Origin of the sequence: Emticicia sp. (assembly GCF_043780375.1) — a bacterium.
GTDB lineage: Bacteria > Bacteroidota > Bacteroidia > Cytophagales > Spirosomataceae > Emticicia.
The window spans coordinates 1-16662 of sequence record NZ_JAYWCU010000030.1; the positions used below are offsets into that span (position 1 = coordinate 1).

A 16662-nucleotide genomic window follows, 5' to 3' on the forward strand; every position below is an offset into this window, starting at 1 on the left:
AGGTGGTAATAAATCCATCCTAAGAGAAAAATTGACTAAAAACTGGAAGTTAATACCAGCAATCTTTAAGTAACCTTTTTTTTTATGAACAAACCCTGTATTCCTTTAAGACTTAGAAGGCGACTGTCGCACGGGTTTAAACTTTAAATCACAAACGTTTTTACCAATGCGTTTTCCATTTTTTAAGCCTTCTTCGTTGGAATTTCGATAGTGGATACCACCATAAAGGCGTGAAAGAGCGGCTTCTTCGGCAAACTCATAAAAAGACTCAAAAGAGCGAGGTTTTAGGCCTCTTGCAGCATGGGAATTATCAGTAAAATGATAATTGAAGCCAAATAAATCTGACAAAACTTGGGCGGTTGCTCCCGAAACAGAAGCATGTCCAGAAGTATATTCAGGAAATGGCGGTGTGTCGAGTAATGGATTCCAATTTCGGTCAATTGTTGTACGTATGTATGAAACTGGTCGCAAGACATTGTGCATAAATTTGCATTTCCAACACGAAATGAAGGCATCTGCTGTAGCAATGCTTACTTTACAATAAACTTCTACCGCTTTGTCTAAACTTAGTTTTTCGTTTGTAACTATTTGTGCAGTAATAGAAATGGCATGACCGGGAGGTGTAAAAGTTTTTCCAGCATCATCAGACCAATACCTTGCAATGGTTGTTTGCTCAATTGATAAGTTTTTGCCAACACTATAAACTTCTAATGCTTGGGCATACATTACTGATGAAATACTTGCCTCGCATCGAGGCGGAATTGGTAAATCAAAATCGCTATTTCCCTTTACAAATGGTCGATTTTTACCCCAAAAAGGTTGCAGTGGAGTTTGCTGCTCACTTGTTGGTGTCCAAACGCAAGCACCCGTGATGGTTTTATAACCTTTCGGAAAATTTTTATTATAACCTTCGTGTCCACCATCGGTTTTTGAATAATCAAATACTGCTTTAGCTATAGATTCACCAAATTTTACAGAACGCAAAGCTGTTTCTTTGTCAGTATCGTTCATGTATTTTTTCTCAAAAAAATCTTTCAGCGAATCAATTTTTGCAAGATTTGATTTAGAAGTATTGGCATAAAGGCTTTTGGTAATCGCAGCTTGGGCAGCATTAGCACATAAAACCCAATGATAATTTTTAGCTGATTCTATTTTTGGAATAGTTTTGAATTCATTCAAAATACCAGTAAGTGATTGATAATCAGGCATCCCATTGACAACCGACTCATAGAGCGTAAGTCCTGAATAACCCAATGCACGAGAAGCAACTGGTGGAGAAAACCCATCTGTATTTGAAATCAGGTATAATTGCAGATTGAACCAAGCCGTAGCAACTTCGCTCGAAAACTGTTTGGTTGGACGTTGAGCCAAAATATTTTGCCAAAAGAAAAAATACAAGATGGTCAATATCAGCGTCTTGTGCGTTTTTAGCGATATATTTTTTATAATAAACATAAATCAAATGTACAAATTCTTCATAAATAAAAAAATTTCTGAGAATTTAGCTTTACCCACTGACGAGGCTTTTTACGACCACCGTCAGGGGTTTAGCTGAGCTTAAACAAAAATGAATTAAGAAGTCAAGATAAAATCTTTGTTAGACTATACTCATTTGAAATTCTATTCTATCAACTATTTTGTAAATTTCAATTTCAAGATGTTTTTGGCAATTTCTTTGCCATTTTTCTGACCATTTTCATTTCCTTGACGATAATGAATTCCCCCATAAAGGCGAGACATTGTAGCCTCGTTGGCATATTCGTAAAACGATTTGAACGAACGGTCAGGAAACTTTCCAGTATGCGTATTGTCAGTGAAAGCATAATTATCGCCAAAAATACTTGTCAGTGTTTCGGCAGCAGCACCTGAGCCTGATGAGTGTCCAGAAGAATATTCTGGAAATGGTGGCGTAGTAATTAAAGGCGACCAAGTCGGGTCAATTGCTTGACGAATATAGGTCTGCGGACGCATCAAGTTATAAACATATTTACAACGCCAGCAAGCTACAAATGCATCATTTACAGCCATTCCTACTTTTGCGTATACTTCAGCAACTTTATCTAATTTTACCTTTTCTTTTTTCAAAATAATGTTTGCGATATTGAAGTGATGTCCTGGTGGTGTAAGTGTATTTCCACCATCTGCCCAGAAATTTGCAATCGCTTTTTGGTCTGCTGTTAAGGCTTTACTTATATCATATACCTCTTTTCCTAATTTAAACATATCGGAGGTTTCTTTGAAAGAAAAAGTAGAAGGAGCAACTGGATTTGTAGTCGCATTTAAGGCAGAAAAGGTGCGGTTTTTGCCCCAATAAGGCAGTAATGGTATTTTTTGAGAGCCTGTTGGCTCCCAAAATCCAATACCTACTGGCGTTTTAAAATCGGTCGGAAAATTATTTTTCCAGCCTTCGTGTCCACCATCAGTTTTTGAATATTCCCAGATTGCTTTACCAATATCTGCTCCAAAAATCATAGAGCGGTCAATAATTTCTTGGTTTTCGGCATCTCTTTTTAGCGTACTTTCAATGTTTCGACGTAGTGAATCAATGGCAGATTTATTGGCATCGTTTGTAGTAGCATACATCTCAACAATTAAAGTTGAAAGTGCAGAATTGGCTGCTAAACCCCAGCTATATTCCTTCGTTAAATCAGGTTTCGGTAGGGTAGTTAAGCCAGCTATTTGTCCTGCTAAAGATTGATGGTCTTTCATTCCATAAACAATGCTTTCATACAAGGCAAGGCTCGTATAAGCCAATGTGCGTGCTGAAACTGGTGGGGCATAGCCTGGAGTAGATTTAATTAAAATTAATTGCAAATCTGTCCAACGGGTAGCAATGCTTGCATCAAATTCGCTTGTAGCTTTAGATACACCAACGGCCGGGTTTGGATTTTCGACTGCACTTTTGTCTTTACAAGAAGTAAATAATACGCCCATCACCATCAAAATAAGTAAGGGGCGAAACAGGATTTTGAATTTCTTTGAGAAGAAATAGGTATAATATTTTATCATCACTCTTTATGATTTTGACAGTACTTTTATATTCAACAGTTAAAAGTGTTTGCTGCAAAAATCTTGCCAAAGCAAAATCGAATTTTGTGCATTATTAAGTGTATAATTATTTGATTATCAATGATTAGACTTCCTGCGAAAGTGTTTTATGATTGAAAATCTACTATTTTTCAATCATAAAACACTTTCGCAGGAAGCCTATTTATAAAATAACAAATCGGTTTGGCAAAGTTTATCAAAAATCATGCTATTTAATAGATAGGTTAAAAAGCATTCTTAAATCAGTTTTTGGAACTCGCCTGACTGATGGCGATGAGCCATTTCGACGTAATGTGCAGCACTCATTTCGAGCATTTGGGCATACTCTGAGGTGATTTGTTTCACTATTTTAGCAGGAATACCCAAGACCATTGAATAATCAGGAATTTCCATGCCTTCGGTTACCAAAGCACAAGCTCCAATGATACAAAATTTGCCAATTTTTGCCCGATTCAAAATTGTGGCACGCATGCCTATAAGTGTACAATCTCCTATAGTTGCTCCGTGTACGATTGCTCCATGACCTACCGTTACGTCATCACCAATGATAGTTGGTTCGCCGTAATCAGCGTGCAAAATTGCCCCATCTTGAATATTGGTACGTTTGCCAACAATAATTTCCTCTACATCGGCACGAATTACAGCTGAGTACCATACTGAGGAATCTTCTCCGAGTGTAACTTTGCCTATTACGGTGGCATTTGAGGCGATAAAATTGGGCATTTTATGTTGTTTTGAAGGATTTAGATTTGACTACCGCATTGGCTTTAAAATTACACAAATCTAAAAAATATTGATTAAAAACGAGTTGAAACTGTCAAATTTACACTCCGCCCATCAGAAGCCCAAATACCAGGGCCTGGATAAAATTGAGGACGTTTAGTAAAATATTGCTTATTGGTTGCATTGTTTAGGTTGAGTTTAAGCAATAAATTGCTCGAAATTCTATAAGTTGCATTAAAATCTAAAATTCCGTAGGCAGGCACAAGACCTACGCTACCATTTGCCGAAGGTTGTACGGTGTTGAGAGCATCGGCAAAGCTTTTGGCTGTGTAACTGAAAAGGCTTGTTAAACTCACTTTTCTGTATCTAAATGTTGCTCCATTGCGACTAATGACTTGGGGCGTACTTTCCACGAAATTTCCTTCGATGCTAATATTTTTTTCGCCCGAACGAATCTCTGCTTTCAAATATTTTGCTTGCATCAATGACGTTGAACTAAATATTGAAAAATTTGCTTTGTCGTTGATTCTTGTATAATATTCTACAAACATTTCCAAGCCATTTGTGAAAGAATCTCCAATATTAGTTCTTAATATTTGAAAATTTCCTTTGGCATCAGTTTGAGCCAATGTGCCGAGTCGGTTTTTGTAAAGTAGTTGAAAATACGTAAATTCAACTCTTAGTTTTTCGAAATTTCCTTTATAACCAGCCTCAAAATTGTAACCATTTGCATCTTTCAAATTATCAGAAGATTTTTCATAAATTGATGCAGGAATAATGTCTTTGAAAATTACAGGACGATAAGCCTGCGAAAAACCTGCATATAAATTTTGATTTTTTGATAGTTGATAATCAGCGTTTAAGCCAAATAGTGGGAAACGATGAGGAATTACATTAGGTAATTTTTCGGGGTCATAATAACTAATAATTCCCGACATTTTCGACTCACCTGATTCGATTCTAAAGCCTGGAGAAATAGCTAATTTTGAAGTCAAATTAATGCGATTTTCAACAAAAATAGCGATATTTTGAGTCTTGAAATGTAAATCTCGCCCCCAATTTCCTGTAATACTCAAGTCGAAATCGCTACTTGTTGTACCTTTTCCTTACTGACGGCGATGCATATCATTATTCATCAACTGAACTCCTCCTACCAATATCGACGGCTTTTTCCCTAAGCGATATTCATGCAAAATCCGTAGTTCGGAAGTATAGCTATGGTAATTGTCAATATCCACCTGACGATTGGCATATTGCAAAGTTTGAGGGTCAATTTTATCAATAATGTCGGCAGTTTTATCAAACATTACACTATTTCGACTGCCAAAAATTGCTGATGTAACCCACGAAAGTTTCGTGCGATTATTTATCGCCCAGTTCAAAGAAATCGAAGGCACATAAATATCTGGACTATAATAATTTCTTGAACGAATAGACGACCTCGGATTGGCATTAAACATGGCATCGGTCTGTTGCCCTGCCAATTGGAAAACATATTTTGAGCGAGAGAAATCGGCTTTTATAGATAATTTCGACGTTGGACGATAAGTAATCTGAGCCGATTGTGCCCCATAATCGCTTCGACTATTGTCACGGTAGCCATCAGAAACTCGCTTGCTGTAGTATGCATAGTAATTTACCTTGCCGACTTGTCCGCCAACGGCATTATAAGTGCTCAATAAACCATAAGAACCGATGCTATTGGTAGTTTCAAAATCAAAAATTTTGGTAGAATCGCCTTGTTTTCCAATGTAATTAATCATTCCCCCGAACTGAGCCCCGTATTGCAATGAACCAGTTCCACGCACCAATTCGATATTCTGAATTGCTTCCATCGGCATCGAATAATGACTGGCAGGATAACCATAAATGTCGGAATTGGTAATTACCCCATCTTTCCTAACATTAAATTCCCACCCACGATGTGGGTCAAGTCCACGAGTCGAAATATTTATCTGATTCCCCGAGCCATCCATATCATAGACAAAAATTCCAGGAATTTTTGCAAAAATCTGTCGGGGAGTTTTTTCGGCAATATTGGCATCTAAGCCTAAAACATTGATAACTTCCGTCTTTTTTCCAGCATATATATAGGTACCTTTGGTAACTGGTAAACTCTGAATATTGAATTTGAACTGCTGGTCTTTTACTTGTACTTCATTGAGTTTCAGTACTTTAGCCGAATCTGTTTTTTGTTGTGAAAAAGCGAAGGAGCTAAGAAATATGGCGAAAGTGAATAAAATATATTTATTTTTCATTGTGTTATTTCATTATTTGAGACTTAACGTTATAGCAATGCCTTTCAAAAGGAATGCCAAATGACTGTTTAAATAAAATAAGGATATTATTAAAACATCGGTGGCGGAGCATTGACCGATAAAATATTATTTGTGTGGAATGTTTGATAATGATAGTTTGCTGCTGGTAAATCTTCTAGCCAAAACCATGTAATCATTTTTGAATGAAGCTCGAAGTAATCTTTTGAGAAGTTTTTAAAAAACTCTAAGGCTTTTTGCCCTGTAGTTTTATGTTTTTGGGAGAAAATATTTAGGTTTTCATGCACTTCATTCAACAACGCTAACACATTGTCTCGGCTTACATTCAGCAATCGATAATGCGTGTAAAGTGTATCATTTTGATAAATCTGAACATAAGATTCATAAAATTTGCCTTCGAAAATTGCGGTGTTGCCAGACATAAGGTCATTCCGAAATTCGGACTGATATGGCAATGTCAATTGCATTTTGAAAATTAGTTCGTCTGTTTTTATTTCAATAAAACTACTTGCTTTTACTCGATGGCTCTCCTGCCATTCGTTCCAAAAAGTAACGAAAGTAAAGCCCAAAGCATTACAAAGTAAGAGGCAGAGAAACAATATAGAAGAGAACTTTTTCAAATATTAAGCGTTCAAAATTCTTCACAAACCTAATGAATGTTTTCTGTTTTATGAAGGTAATGGGCAAAGGATGTGATTTTTTTAGATAAAAACCATGATTTTAATCACATCTTTTAAGAATACTTAATAACCCAAATGCTTAGAATCGATATGCATAGGTTGCTGAAACAAAATAATCAGCAAAAGCAGCATCGCCTTCTCTAAAACCTGTGGCTGTCCAAGTAGGGATTCTATCTCTAACTACTGCATAAGGAACTGCTACTAAGAATGAACTTTTATGTCCAGTCCAGATTATACCTGGCTCTACTGAAACAATATAACCTGGGCGACGAGAACCAGCACTACCGCCGATGGCGTCGACTGCTGGTAAACCTTCTAAGCGTCCACCTAAACTAACTGAAATATTCTTTTTTGGAAACAAACCATAGGTCATTCCAACTCTTGCACCGAACTGGTCAGGGATTGAAAAATTTGTTGCTTTATTTAGTTCTTTTGGACTAAACAAGTAGAAACCATTGAAATAAAGACTTGCCTTCTTAAACAATGTCCAATATCCTTGTATTTCGATGCTTTCGCCCCAGCCACTATCGCCTAATTGCATAGATTGGTCAACAGCTTTTACTTGGATATACTCTTTTTTGTCTTTATCTAATTTATGAAATTCATCTAATACATTGGCATTGCCGGTTGGAGCCTTGATTCCTACGCCAATGGCAATATTGCCTTTCGGTGCAGTTGTTGGATTTATTAACCAATAAGAAGCCGACAAACGCATATCGCCAACACCTTTAGATTGTGTATGAAAACGAGGATTAGAACCAGCAGGTGTACCGTTGCCATAATGCTCATAAAGAGATGAGCGGTCATTGTAAGAAAGCGGCACATTGAGCGTAACACTCAAACGATTGGAAATAGCGTATGTAAGACCAAAATCAAAATTGTATGAGTCATTGATAACTTCTGTTTTTTGTTCGACACGATGTGGTTGCTCTACTTTTCCAACAAAATGTTTATACGAATGTAGCTTACGAAAATTAGTAGAAATTTGAAAATCACCAGCGTGCATAAAAGCTGAACCACTCGGATTACCATTAGCAGTTGCCATTGAGCGAACTGCAATACAACCTTGCGAAAGGGCACTTGAAATAGCCATAAAAAATGCTATTGAAAATAGAATTTTTTTCATTTTTGTAAAGTATTTTTTAGTTATTTTTTTTTAATTTTAAATTTACTGCAACTCTTAAAGCCCTGAACCGTCGGCTTTGCCTCTTGCAATGGCATAATCTCCAATTTTTTTGCCATGAACTAAGCCCATTTCGCAATCTACACGGAAATGAATCAAGCCATAAACACGAGAATTTGAGGCTTCTTTGGCTTGAGCATCGAACTTGCTGGCATCATTTGGGAAAATATTAGCTAATACGGTTGCTCCTGCCGACGAAAAAGTTGAATGTCCTGATGTATAAGAGGGGAAATTTGGTAAACCTACCGATGTTTTCAAGCCAAATTGTTGTGGGCGAGGAGTATAATAGTAACATTTGGTTTCCCAACAAGCTATTCCTGCATCCATCAAAGCTGTGCCAACTAATGCCAAGGTGCGAGCCATACGTACTTCGCTAAATTTGGCATTGTGGGCAGCATTTGCCGCTGCTCTATGCCAATGGCCTGGAGGTGTATAACTTCCTGCACCATCTGCCCAATAGTTGGCAATGCGAGCTTGTTCACGTGTTTGATTTTTTTGAACACTTTTTAGCTCATCTAACTCTTTTTCAAATTCAGCTGAACCCACAACAAAAGGCATTGCAGGGCGAATTTGTGCCATTGTTGCTTTGTCAAAATTCCAAGTAGTTACTGCTCCGTAATTGGGCAACATCGGAGGACGTACTGGGGTTTCTTGACTCAACCAAATGTCTTTTATTCCACGACCTTTGGCTGCTTCAATCATACCTGCTGTCAATGCTTGATTGTTGGCTGTACTCATACCATCAACTTTGGCTTTTGCCATTATTTTTGCTCCTACAGCCTTGCCCAATGCATCTCCCGCCGTTATGTCGCTTGGCACATTTGTGCCTGCCCAAATTCTTGCATTTTTTGCTTCTGCTAATTTTGCATCCAAATATGGAACTTCACCAGGAAACATCGCTACCAAAATAGTGTATGAAGCTCCTGCTACTACTGCATCTTCCGATGGATAGGATGGCAAGTCTGAAACTGGCAATAAAGTTGAGATTGAAGTATCATTTTTAGATGGTGCTTTGCGGTTGTACTTATATTTATAGTTCCAAGCTGAAACCAAAGCGTCGTATTGAGCAACACTCAAATATGCCAATGCACGGGCTGTGTAAGGAGGGTTGGCAAACGGAAACTTTGGGTCAGCCAATGGATTGGTAGCATCTGGCACCAGATATTTTCCATCGGCAGTTGATGCTGGCGGTACATTATAACGTGCTGCCAATTCACGTGCAATTTCATTCCAACGATACACCGACCCTGCTCCCCAATACGCTACGGCATCTTTATTAGTATTTGAAAGAGTTGGAAGAATTTTATTTTTTAACGAATCTAATTCTTTGAGATATGCTGCATCGCTTGCTGCTTTGGGTGCTGCTACAATTACTTCTCTTGAAGAAGTTAGAATATATGGTTTCCAAGTGCCTGCTTTTTCGTCAAGGTTGGCAGGTATATATGCTTCAACAACTGGTTCGTGTATAGCTTTCTCGCATGAGCCAAAAACAATACTTAAACCAGTAATAAGTAATAATGATTTCGATATTTTATTTATAATTTTCATTTTTTGTAAAATTTAATCCATTGATAAACAATGGTGTACAACAATGTAATGAATACTCCCTACGATTTATTTCTTTTCTTCTTTCTTAAAATAGTTCAACTGATACAACAAACCAATCGAATAGCTCAATGATTGTCCAACATTAAGTCCATCTAAAACTTTGCTAACTTTTACATTAAATCCAATATTTTTGGGTTGGTATTTTCCATAAAAACCTGCATTTGTAGCAGTCATATTATTGGTTGGAAATGGCATATCATTTCGACGAATGTTGTCACCTCCTACACAGGTAAAATTATCAACAAAAACTTCGGCCTGAATGCCGTGCTTCCAATAACCAACTCTTGCAGCGGCATCGGTTGCGTTAGGTACATTTACTTCGTTGGTGTTATACACACGGTTATCGGCTTGATAGGCATCTCTATCAATCTTAATATTGCTACGAAATATATAGCTTGCATGAGCGGTTATATAAATACCCGATTTGTGAGTATAATTTGCAATTAATCGACCAGTAGCAGTTTTAGCTTGCAGCCCGATTGACATCGGAAGGAAGTCTGGCACATAGTTTCCGATTGGTATCGAAACTCCAATAACACTGTGTAATGAAATTCCTGTGGTGTTTTCAACTAACTTATATTTCAACCAACCCGAAAGATCTTGTACACCTTTTTGTCCCATCAAGTTTCCTGCACTTGTTTTAGTGCTTATGTAAGGCAGGCCTACAATCACATTCAATTTATCGGTTATTCCGACAGCCAACATTGGCATCACACTTTGGGTATTGTGCGTGCCGATATTTAAGTTTTCACGCTTCAAGGTATTTTCCCAATATTCTTTCCAGCTACTATTACTATATGTCACTGCCAAACAGGCTGTTTTTTTTGGCATATAGATAGCATCATGGGGCATTTGTGCATAGATATTTGATGATGTACACACCAAAACTATTCCACGGAATAGGTAATTAATAAATGATTTCATTTTTGTAATTTCAATAAATTGACTTTATAGATAATATAGCAGTAATGCCGACAAAAGAGTTGTCAAATGTGTTTTGTAATACAGGCTTAAACGAATGCAGAAATCGGTGGTGGAGAGTTGACCGATAAGATAGAATTTGTATGTGGAATTATGTATTTAAAGTTGTTTTTTATGTCTAAATTTTCGACCCAAAACCACGCAATCATGTTTGAGTGAAGTGCAACGTAATCTTTTGAAAAGTTTTTGAAGAACTCTAAAGCTCGTTGACTTGGTGTTTTATGATTTTTTGAGAAAACATCCATATTTTCATGAACTTCTTTCAACAATGCCAAAATATTATCTCGACTTACGTTCAAAGGGCGATAATGGGTATAAAGCGTGTCTTTTTGATAAATCTGCTCGTAAGACTCATAAAATTTACCTTCATAAATGGCTGTGTTTCCAGTCATTAAATCATTTCGAAACTCGGTTTGATAAGGTAAGGTAAGCTGCATCTTGAAAACCAATTCACCATTTATTAGCTCTACAAAACTACTCGATTTTACGCTATGATTTTCCTGCCATTCGTTCCAAAGAGTAACGAATGTAAAGCCCAGAACATTACAAAGCAAAAGGCATAAGAATAATATTGAGGAGAATTTTTTCAAATACTAAATTTTCTGAGTTTTTATTGATTGGAATAGCAAAGAAAATACTTTTTTTCACAAATTCCAATTTAATGGAATATTTTTCTTAAAAACACAAAACTATCATTATCAAATCAAGAAAAAAACATGAAAATTTAATATTTTTAGTGGAAAAATGAAATTGCTTATAAAATAAATACTTTTATAAGCAATTAAAGTGAGGAGGATAAGGGTTTGTAATTTCCGCAATAATGGAAATGTAGCTCGTATATTAAAAAAAAATAAAAATATTACTAAAAATAACTAATGAAACAATTTACAAATGAACCCAAACCATTTTACAATACGATTTCGTTGGTTGTGCGGCTACTCAATCACAAGGGTTTTTTGAGCTATAAGCCTTACGGAAAAACTTTTGAGTTTTAGAAAAAGGAGATGGTCAACAAAGTTTCAGTAAAGTATTTGCCCTTATTTTGATAGTTATGTAGATAGTGGCCGTCGCTTTTTTTGTAAAAAGATGAAGGTTTGACAGTTGAGAAATTAGGGAATTGAAAAATGGTAATTAACAAAAAAACTCTGCACATAAACCAATGTGCAGAGTCTGAACAACCTTAATCAAATCTTAATTTTTTTTTATGGATTTATGAACTGGAAAATTTTAAAAGCAATACAACAAATTGCAATACGAAGGCTGACTTAGCCAAGCTATAATAAAACTTACTTCAGAGATTTAATATTTTTTTGTGGCAGGATGAAATGTTTGCCAACTATGCCAAAACTCTTGATAAGCCTTGATTGGCTTGAGAGAACTTGATTTGTCAACCGAGTTTCCATTCAACGTAAATCGTTTATTATCAATATTTAAAGTGTCATTTTTAATAAAAAAACGTGCTTCTTTGGTCGGACGCTCAAAAGCAAAGAAACTTTTATTATCGGCCGCCAAAACCACCAAAACTGGCTGATTTCCGACTTGGTCGTTAATCACTCTTTCTCTTTTCAAGCGAAGCCAGTCGAAAGCTTTACTATCTTTTCCTAATTCGATGCCAACTACCCATGATTTGTCTTTCCATGAAAGCGAATCGGTACGAGTCAAATCACTTTTGCTTTTTCCTGATTCATATTTTGCGGTACTATCATATTTGGTCTTAAAATTAAAATCGGGCTGCATAATTAAACTATTTGGGTGCAACGCCAACCATTTTTCGACTGAAGTTTGTTGCGAAAGCAATTCGGGCAACATTTGTCCTTTCAGTTTTCCAGTAATTGCCTCGCCGTTGGCTTGTCGCCACCAACTTTTGGTGGTTGCATCTTCAAACATGGCATTGAAATGATCCATACCCACCAAGCGAAATTTTTCGGATTTACCATTGACGAGCGGCTCAAAGATTCTCCCCGTGCGGCATACCGAGCAATAAGTTACCATAATTGGTTTGCCTGCAATCGTATCGAGCACTTGGTGATGGTAGGCAATTAAAGCAATTGGATAAGCTTTGGCTTCTCCATTGAGTTCTATTCCGAGAATAATTCTGTTTTTCTCAACTTTATTTGATTGGGCGTTTTTCATCTGCAAATCTTTTGGCTGATAAAACATCGTATCGGCGGCCATTTCAAAATTAAAAACATAGATAGTTGAAAGTACCAAAAGTATGCCTGCCAAAGTAAACCATTTTGACGCTTGAAACGCTTTCAAAAAGCCAATGAGTAATATTAAACTAAAAACTCCACGAAAAGCCCATCGCCAAGTATAAAGGAAATAGGCAAAATCAATGCTTCGTATTCGCTGACTTCCAGGTAGAGGCATAATGAAATAGACATTCAAAAATTCAAATAGAATTAGTGAGATTATACCAATGTAAAAAAAATTTTTCATTCCATATTTTTAATCGTTCTATAAATAAGATTTTTTAATCTTTACCGAATTCATTAAATTGCAAAACAAAGTAATAGATAAATGAAATGAATTCCAAATTTATGGAAAATAAATAGTTAAATTCCTGAATAATGGAAAATAGATTTGGGTTAAACCTCAGAATATTACGAAAAAAGAAAAAATTAACTTTAGAATCATTAGGAGAAACACTAAAGATAAGTAAGAGTGCCATTTCTGATTATGAGATTGGCAAAACATTTCCACCCTTAGACGTTTGCGAACTAATTAGTAATTATTTTGGAATAAATATTGACGATTTGAAAAATTCCTATTTTGCGGAATTGTCAGATGCTCAAATCGAAGATATTATTAATTCAAAAAATTATGCTAAATATCCAAAAGAAGCCACTGAAGATTTTAGTAATTTGAGAAAACAATTAGAATTCCATAATAGATTATTAGGACAGCAAGTGGAAGGTTTACAAATTCAGTTGCAATTGGTAAAGCAAATCGTAGAAAGTAAAGATTCTGAAATTAAGTCTTTACAGATACAAGTGAGGTTATTGGAAGAAAAAATAAATAATTAAATCGGTAGTTATTGTTTGTACCCACCTAATTTTTATCCCTGCACGACTGTTCCAAGTAGCCCTGCTATTTTCTTTATTACGTCTTTCAATTGCATCATTTTTGTTAGAATGTGGTCTTGTTCCTCGTAACTTTGAGCTTCATTGAGTTGATTGGTGAGTTTTGCCATATCAGATTCAAAACGCGTTTTTTTCAAACGCAACACATTGGTATATGCCAAATCGGCCAACTTATCGGTCTCTAAAGGAATATAAATTTCTTTTTTGAGCCAATTTTCGCTCAATTGGTATGGCGTTAATAACCAAGTAGAAACCAATTGTTGTATTTCTTCATCTTGATGGCTCGTAAAATGAGTTGTATCAGGAATTTCGTTTCGCTGATAAAACTCCCTAAAAATGTTTAATATTTTTTGATAGGAAGGTGTTTCAAAAGTAATGTCTTTTATTTCATTAAATACATAATCGGTCAATTTGTAATCAATATTTTCAACCGTATTATGTTCTAAAACACTATTGCCATAGCAAACTAAAAGTCGCACACATTCTTCTTCTTGATAAGATATTGCAGAGCGTATTGTTTCATTTTTCTCTGATATTAACGATGGAATGTTACTCATCTGGTTGGCATTCCTTTGCACAACTAAAATATCTAAATCTCCAACTTGTTGCGTTCTGCTTTGGCGTTGTTTGTCTTTTTCTGAATCAGATACTTTTTTTAGTGAAATTTTATTTCCCTCTGTAATCAATATTTGCTCTTCAATTCCCATCAAAGTTGCTACTTCTTTATAAAAAACAGACCGTTTGATGGAATCTGGAATTTTAGAAATGGTTTCGACTAAATCCTTTATCAACTCGGCTCGTTTGATTGGGTCATTACCTACATCTTTGAGTGAAATTTCAGTTTTGAAGCGAATGAAATCTTTTTGTGTATTTTTTACATATTCTTTAAATGCCTGACTACCAACCTTTTGTACATAACTATCGGGGTCATCTCCATCAGGAAAAACTACGGCTTTTACATTTAAGCCTTCTTCTAAAATAATGTCAATTCCTCGCAAAGAGGCTTTTATTCCTGCAGCATCACCATCATAAAGTACTGTAATATTTGGCGTAAATCTTCTGATTAATTGAATCTGTTCCTTCGTCAAAGATGTTCCTGATGAGGCAACAACGTTTTCAATTCCAGCTTGATTCAATGATACAACATCGGTATAGCCTTCTACTAAAAAGCAGTTTTCTTCAATCCGAATTGGATTTTTTGCTTGTAAAATTCCGTAAACAATATGACTTTTATGATAAACACCTGTTTCGGGAGAGTTTAAGTATTTTGGTGAATTTGGGTCTTTTTTCAGAATCCTTGCTCCAAAAGCGATGGGTTTTCCGCCTACATTATGAATCGGAAAAATTACTCGACCCCTAAACCTATCAATGGGGTCTTTGCCTTCTTTTACTATTGAAAGTCCTGCTTTTTCAAGAATATCTACCGAAAAGCCATTTTTTATGGCATGTTTCGTGAAAGTATCCCAACCATCGGGGCTATATCCCAAATCAAATTTATGAATTGTAGTATGGTTAAAGCCTCTTTCTTTGAAGTAACTTTGCCCGATACTTTCACCTTCAGGGCTTTTCCAGAGTTGGTCTTGGTAATATTTACTGGCAAAATCAAGAACTATGTAAAGACTTTCTTTTTCGTTTTGGGCTTGCTGCTCTTCACTGGTTACTTCTTTTTCGGCAACCTCAATTCCATATTTTTTTGCTAAATGCTTTAGGGCTTCGGGGTAGCCAATACCCTCAATATCCATGATAAATCGCACTGAATCGCCTGCTTTTCCGCAACCAAAGCACTTATAAATGCCTTTTGAGGGCGACACATAAAACGAGGGTGTTTTTTCGTTATGAAAAGGGCAACACGCCATCATGTTTGCTCCTCGTTTTTTTAGAGCAACATAATCGCCTACAACTTCCGTTACGTCGGCTGCTTGAAGGATTTGTTGGACAGTATCTTGACTGATTCGCATGTCTGAAATTTAACTAAAGGTCGGTGAAATGACACTTTTTGTGCAACTTTTGTACCCAAAAGGGGTTTTTACATTTTTCTTTTCAAGCGAGCCAAAAATGCAAAAGTTCCAAGCCCAGCTAAAAGTGTAATTAAGCAAAGTCCCAAATGTGGGAGCGATGGTTTTAGTACCCAAATTGCACCAAAAAATTGTATAATAAGAATAATGTAAAGAAAAGTTGCAATAGTTTGCCGAGGTAATTTACTGATAACGAAAGACCCTAAAGGAGCAAAAAATGCTACAAATGGCACACAGGCAATCCACATTTCGAATGCTTCTTGTTGGAAATCGGCGATAATGGCTCCATGAACAAAAAAGCCAAGAATGGTTTCAAAAGTCATAATAATGACCGATGACGGCACTGCAACTTTTTCGTCGATACGGTAATAAATTGTCATTAAACAAAAAGTGAAAATATTTATTCCTGTACCGAAAATCGAAGAAATCATTCCTCCAATAAGTCCAAAAAAGAGCAGTCGTGCTATATCAGACTTGATAAAATTTTGAATTTTATCAAAAACTTCTCGATGTGGATGTCGATTTTCGTACCATAAAACTAACCCAAAACTGAGCCAAAGTGACACAAAAAACAACTTCGCTAAAGGAGGAGAAATCAAAGGAACAATGTAATAAGTGCCAAAAATAAGTCCAAAAGCACCTCCAATGGTTACATATTTTATATAATTCCAATCTACTTTTATTTTCAAACCTAAAATTAATAAAGAAGCAGAGGTCATGCCGATACTTTGTATCGCAAAAGCAAAATTACGAGCAACGGCTGGCTCTATTTTTAATAAAAGTGTAAACACAGGGTACGCTACTGCTGCACTTCCTTCAGGACTTGAGCCAGCAATGAATGACCCAAAAATCATGGTTAAAATAGCTGCCCAGTGTTTGGCGAAAACAAAAAAACTATTGGTAGAAATAACATAAAAACTCCAACAACTCAATACTACGATTAAGAATATTATGTATAAAAAGGGTATTTTGTTTTTTTTAGTTTTATCGGCAGACATAAAAAAAAATGTTACTTTTGTGAAGATGTTTCTACAAAGTTAGTTCCAAATATTTGCTTTAAAAATA

The 16662-nt window shown here is 36.0% G+C and carries 14 protein-coding genes; 1 reads left to right on the top strand and 13 read right to left on the bottom strand.

Translation table 11 applies throughout. The features are described 5' to 3' along the window. Positions 1–105: 105 nt before the first annotated feature. The 11 genes from ACH2CJ_RS02340 to ACH2CJ_RS02390 all read right to left on the bottom strand — a co-directional run bounded on the left by ACH2CJ_RS02340 (position 106) and on the right by ACH2CJ_RS02390 (position 12938). Positions 106–1455, bottom strand: a complete 1350-nt coding sequence (locus ACH2CJ_RS02340; RefSeq protein ID WP_394990469.1) for a vanadium-dependent haloperoxidase — start codon at positions 1453–1455, stop codon at positions 106–108. Between the two features lie 177 nt (positions 1456–1632). Continuing rightward, positions 1633–3009 (bottom strand): vanadium-dependent haloperoxidase, encoded by a 1377-nt coding sequence (locus ACH2CJ_RS02345; protein ID WP_394990470.1) that lies wholly within the window; start codon positions 3007–3009, stop codon positions 1633–1635. A gap of 276 nt (positions 3010–3285) precedes the next feature. After that, positions 3286–3771, bottom strand: coding sequence for a gamma carbonic anhydrase family protein (locus ACH2CJ_RS02350; RefSeq protein WP_394990471.1), 486 nt, complete (start codon positions 3769–3771; stop codon positions 3286–3288). Positions 3772–3845: 74 nt separating this feature from the next. Then, positions 3846–4847 carry a TonB-dependent receptor domain-containing protein gene (locus tag ACH2CJ_RS02355; protein WP_394990472.1) on the bottom strand — a complete coding sequence of 334 codons (1002 nt, stop codon included), beginning with the start codon at positions 4845–4847 and terminating at the stop codon, positions 3846–3848. A 30-nt stretch (positions 4848–4877) separates the two neighbouring features. Then, positions 4878–6029 carry a TonB-dependent receptor plug domain-containing protein gene (locus ACH2CJ_RS02360; protein ID WP_394990473.1) on the bottom strand — a complete coding sequence of 384 codons (1152 nt, stop codon included), beginning with the start codon at positions 6027–6029 and terminating at the stop codon, positions 4878–4880. A gap of 89 nt (positions 6030–6118) precedes the next feature. Further along, complete coding sequence (locus tag ACH2CJ_RS02365; RefSeq protein ID WP_394990474.1) at positions 6119–6646, bottom strand: hypothetical protein; 528 nt, start codon at positions 6644–6646, stop codon at positions 6119–6121. 160 nt (positions 6647–6806) lie between these two features. Continuing rightward, a complete protein-coding gene (locus ACH2CJ_RS02370; RefSeq protein ID WP_394990475.1) occupies positions 6807–7853 on the bottom strand; it encodes a hypothetical protein in 1047 nt (348 codons plus the stop codon). 54 nt (positions 7854–7907) lie between these two features. Further along, positions 7908–9458, bottom strand: a complete 1551-nt coding sequence (locus ACH2CJ_RS02375) for a PA-phosphatase (protein ID WP_394990476.1) — start codon at positions 9456–9458, stop codon at positions 7908–7910. 66 nt (positions 9459–9524) lie between these two features. Continuing rightward, positions 9525–10442, bottom strand: a complete 918-nt coding sequence (locus ACH2CJ_RS02380; RefSeq protein WP_394990477.1) for a hypothetical protein — start codon at positions 10440–10442, stop codon at positions 9525–9527. Positions 10443–10528: 86 nt separating this feature from the next. Next, positions 10529–11089 (bottom strand): hypothetical protein, encoded by a 561-nt coding sequence (locus ACH2CJ_RS02385; RefSeq protein ID WP_394990478.1) that lies wholly within the window; start codon positions 11087–11089, stop codon positions 10529–10531. Between the two features lie 709 nt (positions 11090–11798). Further along, complete coding sequence (locus tag ACH2CJ_RS02390; protein ID WP_394990479.1) at positions 11799–12938, bottom strand: DUF3179 domain-containing (seleno)protein; 1140 nt, start codon at positions 12936–12938, stop codon at positions 11799–11801. Between the two features lie 131 nt (positions 12939–13069). Here ACH2CJ_RS02390 and ACH2CJ_RS02395 point away from each other — a divergent pair, with 131 nt between their 5' ends. Further along, a complete protein-coding gene (locus ACH2CJ_RS02395; RefSeq protein WP_394990480.1) occupies positions 13070–13525 on the top strand; it encodes a helix-turn-helix domain-containing protein in 456 nt (151 codons plus the stop codon). Between the two features lie 32 nt (positions 13526–13557). On the opposite strand, the gene dnaG is transcribed toward ACH2CJ_RS02395, so the two are convergent. Then, positions 13558–15540, bottom strand: a complete 1983-nt coding sequence (dnaG, locus tag ACH2CJ_RS02400; RefSeq protein ID WP_394990481.1) for a DNA primase — start codon at positions 15538–15540, stop codon at positions 13558–13560. Between the two features lie 68 nt (positions 15541–15608). Continuing rightward, positions 15609–16595 carry a sulfite exporter TauE/SafE family protein gene (locus ACH2CJ_RS02405; protein ID WP_394990482.1) on the bottom strand — a complete coding sequence of 329 codons (987 nt, stop codon included), beginning with the start codon at positions 16593–16595 and terminating at the stop codon, positions 15609–15611. Between the last annotated feature and the right edge of the window lie 67 nt (positions 16596–16662).

Excerpts from the sequence above, each read along its gene's own strand:
- ACH2CJ_RS02340 (WP_394990469.1), bottom strand. The coding sequence starts at position 1,455 with ATGTTTATTATAAAAAATATATCGCTAAAAACGCACAAGACGCTGATA.
- ACH2CJ_RS02345 (WP_394990470.1), bottom strand. The coding sequence starts at position 3,009 with ATGATAAAATATTATACCTATTTCTTCTCAAAGAAATTCAAAATCCTG.
- ACH2CJ_RS02350 (WP_394990471.1), bottom strand. The coding sequence starts at position 3,771 with ATGCCCAATTTTATCGCCTCAAATGCCACCGTAATAGGCAAAGTTACA.
- ACH2CJ_RS02360 (WP_394990473.1), bottom strand. The coding sequence starts at position 6,029 with ATGAAAAATAAATATATTTTATTCACTTTCGCCATATTTCTTAGCTCC.
- ACH2CJ_RS02370 (WP_394990475.1), bottom strand. The coding sequence starts at position 7,853 with ATGAAAAAAATTCTATTTTCAATAGCATTTTTTATGGCTATTTCAAGT.
- ACH2CJ_RS02375 (WP_394990476.1), bottom strand. The coding sequence starts at position 9,458 with ATGAAAATTATAAATAAAATATCGAAATCATTATTACTTATTACTGGT.
- ACH2CJ_RS02380 (WP_394990477.1), bottom strand. The coding sequence starts at position 10,442 with ATGAAATCATTTATTAATTACCTATTCCGTGGAATAGTTTTGGTGTGT.
- ACH2CJ_RS02390 (WP_394990479.1), bottom strand. The coding sequence starts at position 12,938 with ATGAAAAATTTTTTTTACATTGGTATAATCTCACTAATTCTATTTGAA.
- ACH2CJ_RS02395 (WP_394990480.1), top strand. The coding sequence starts at position 13,070 with ATGGAAAATAGATTTGGGTTAAACCTCAGAATATTACGAAAAAAGAAA.
- dnaG (WP_394990481.1), bottom strand. The coding sequence starts at position 15,540 with ATGCGAATCAGTCAAGATACTGTCCAACAAATCCTTCAAGCAGCCGAC.
- ACH2CJ_RS02405 (WP_394990482.1), bottom strand. The coding sequence starts at position 16,595 with ATGTCTGCCGATAAAACTAAAAAAAACAAAATACCCTTTTTATACATA.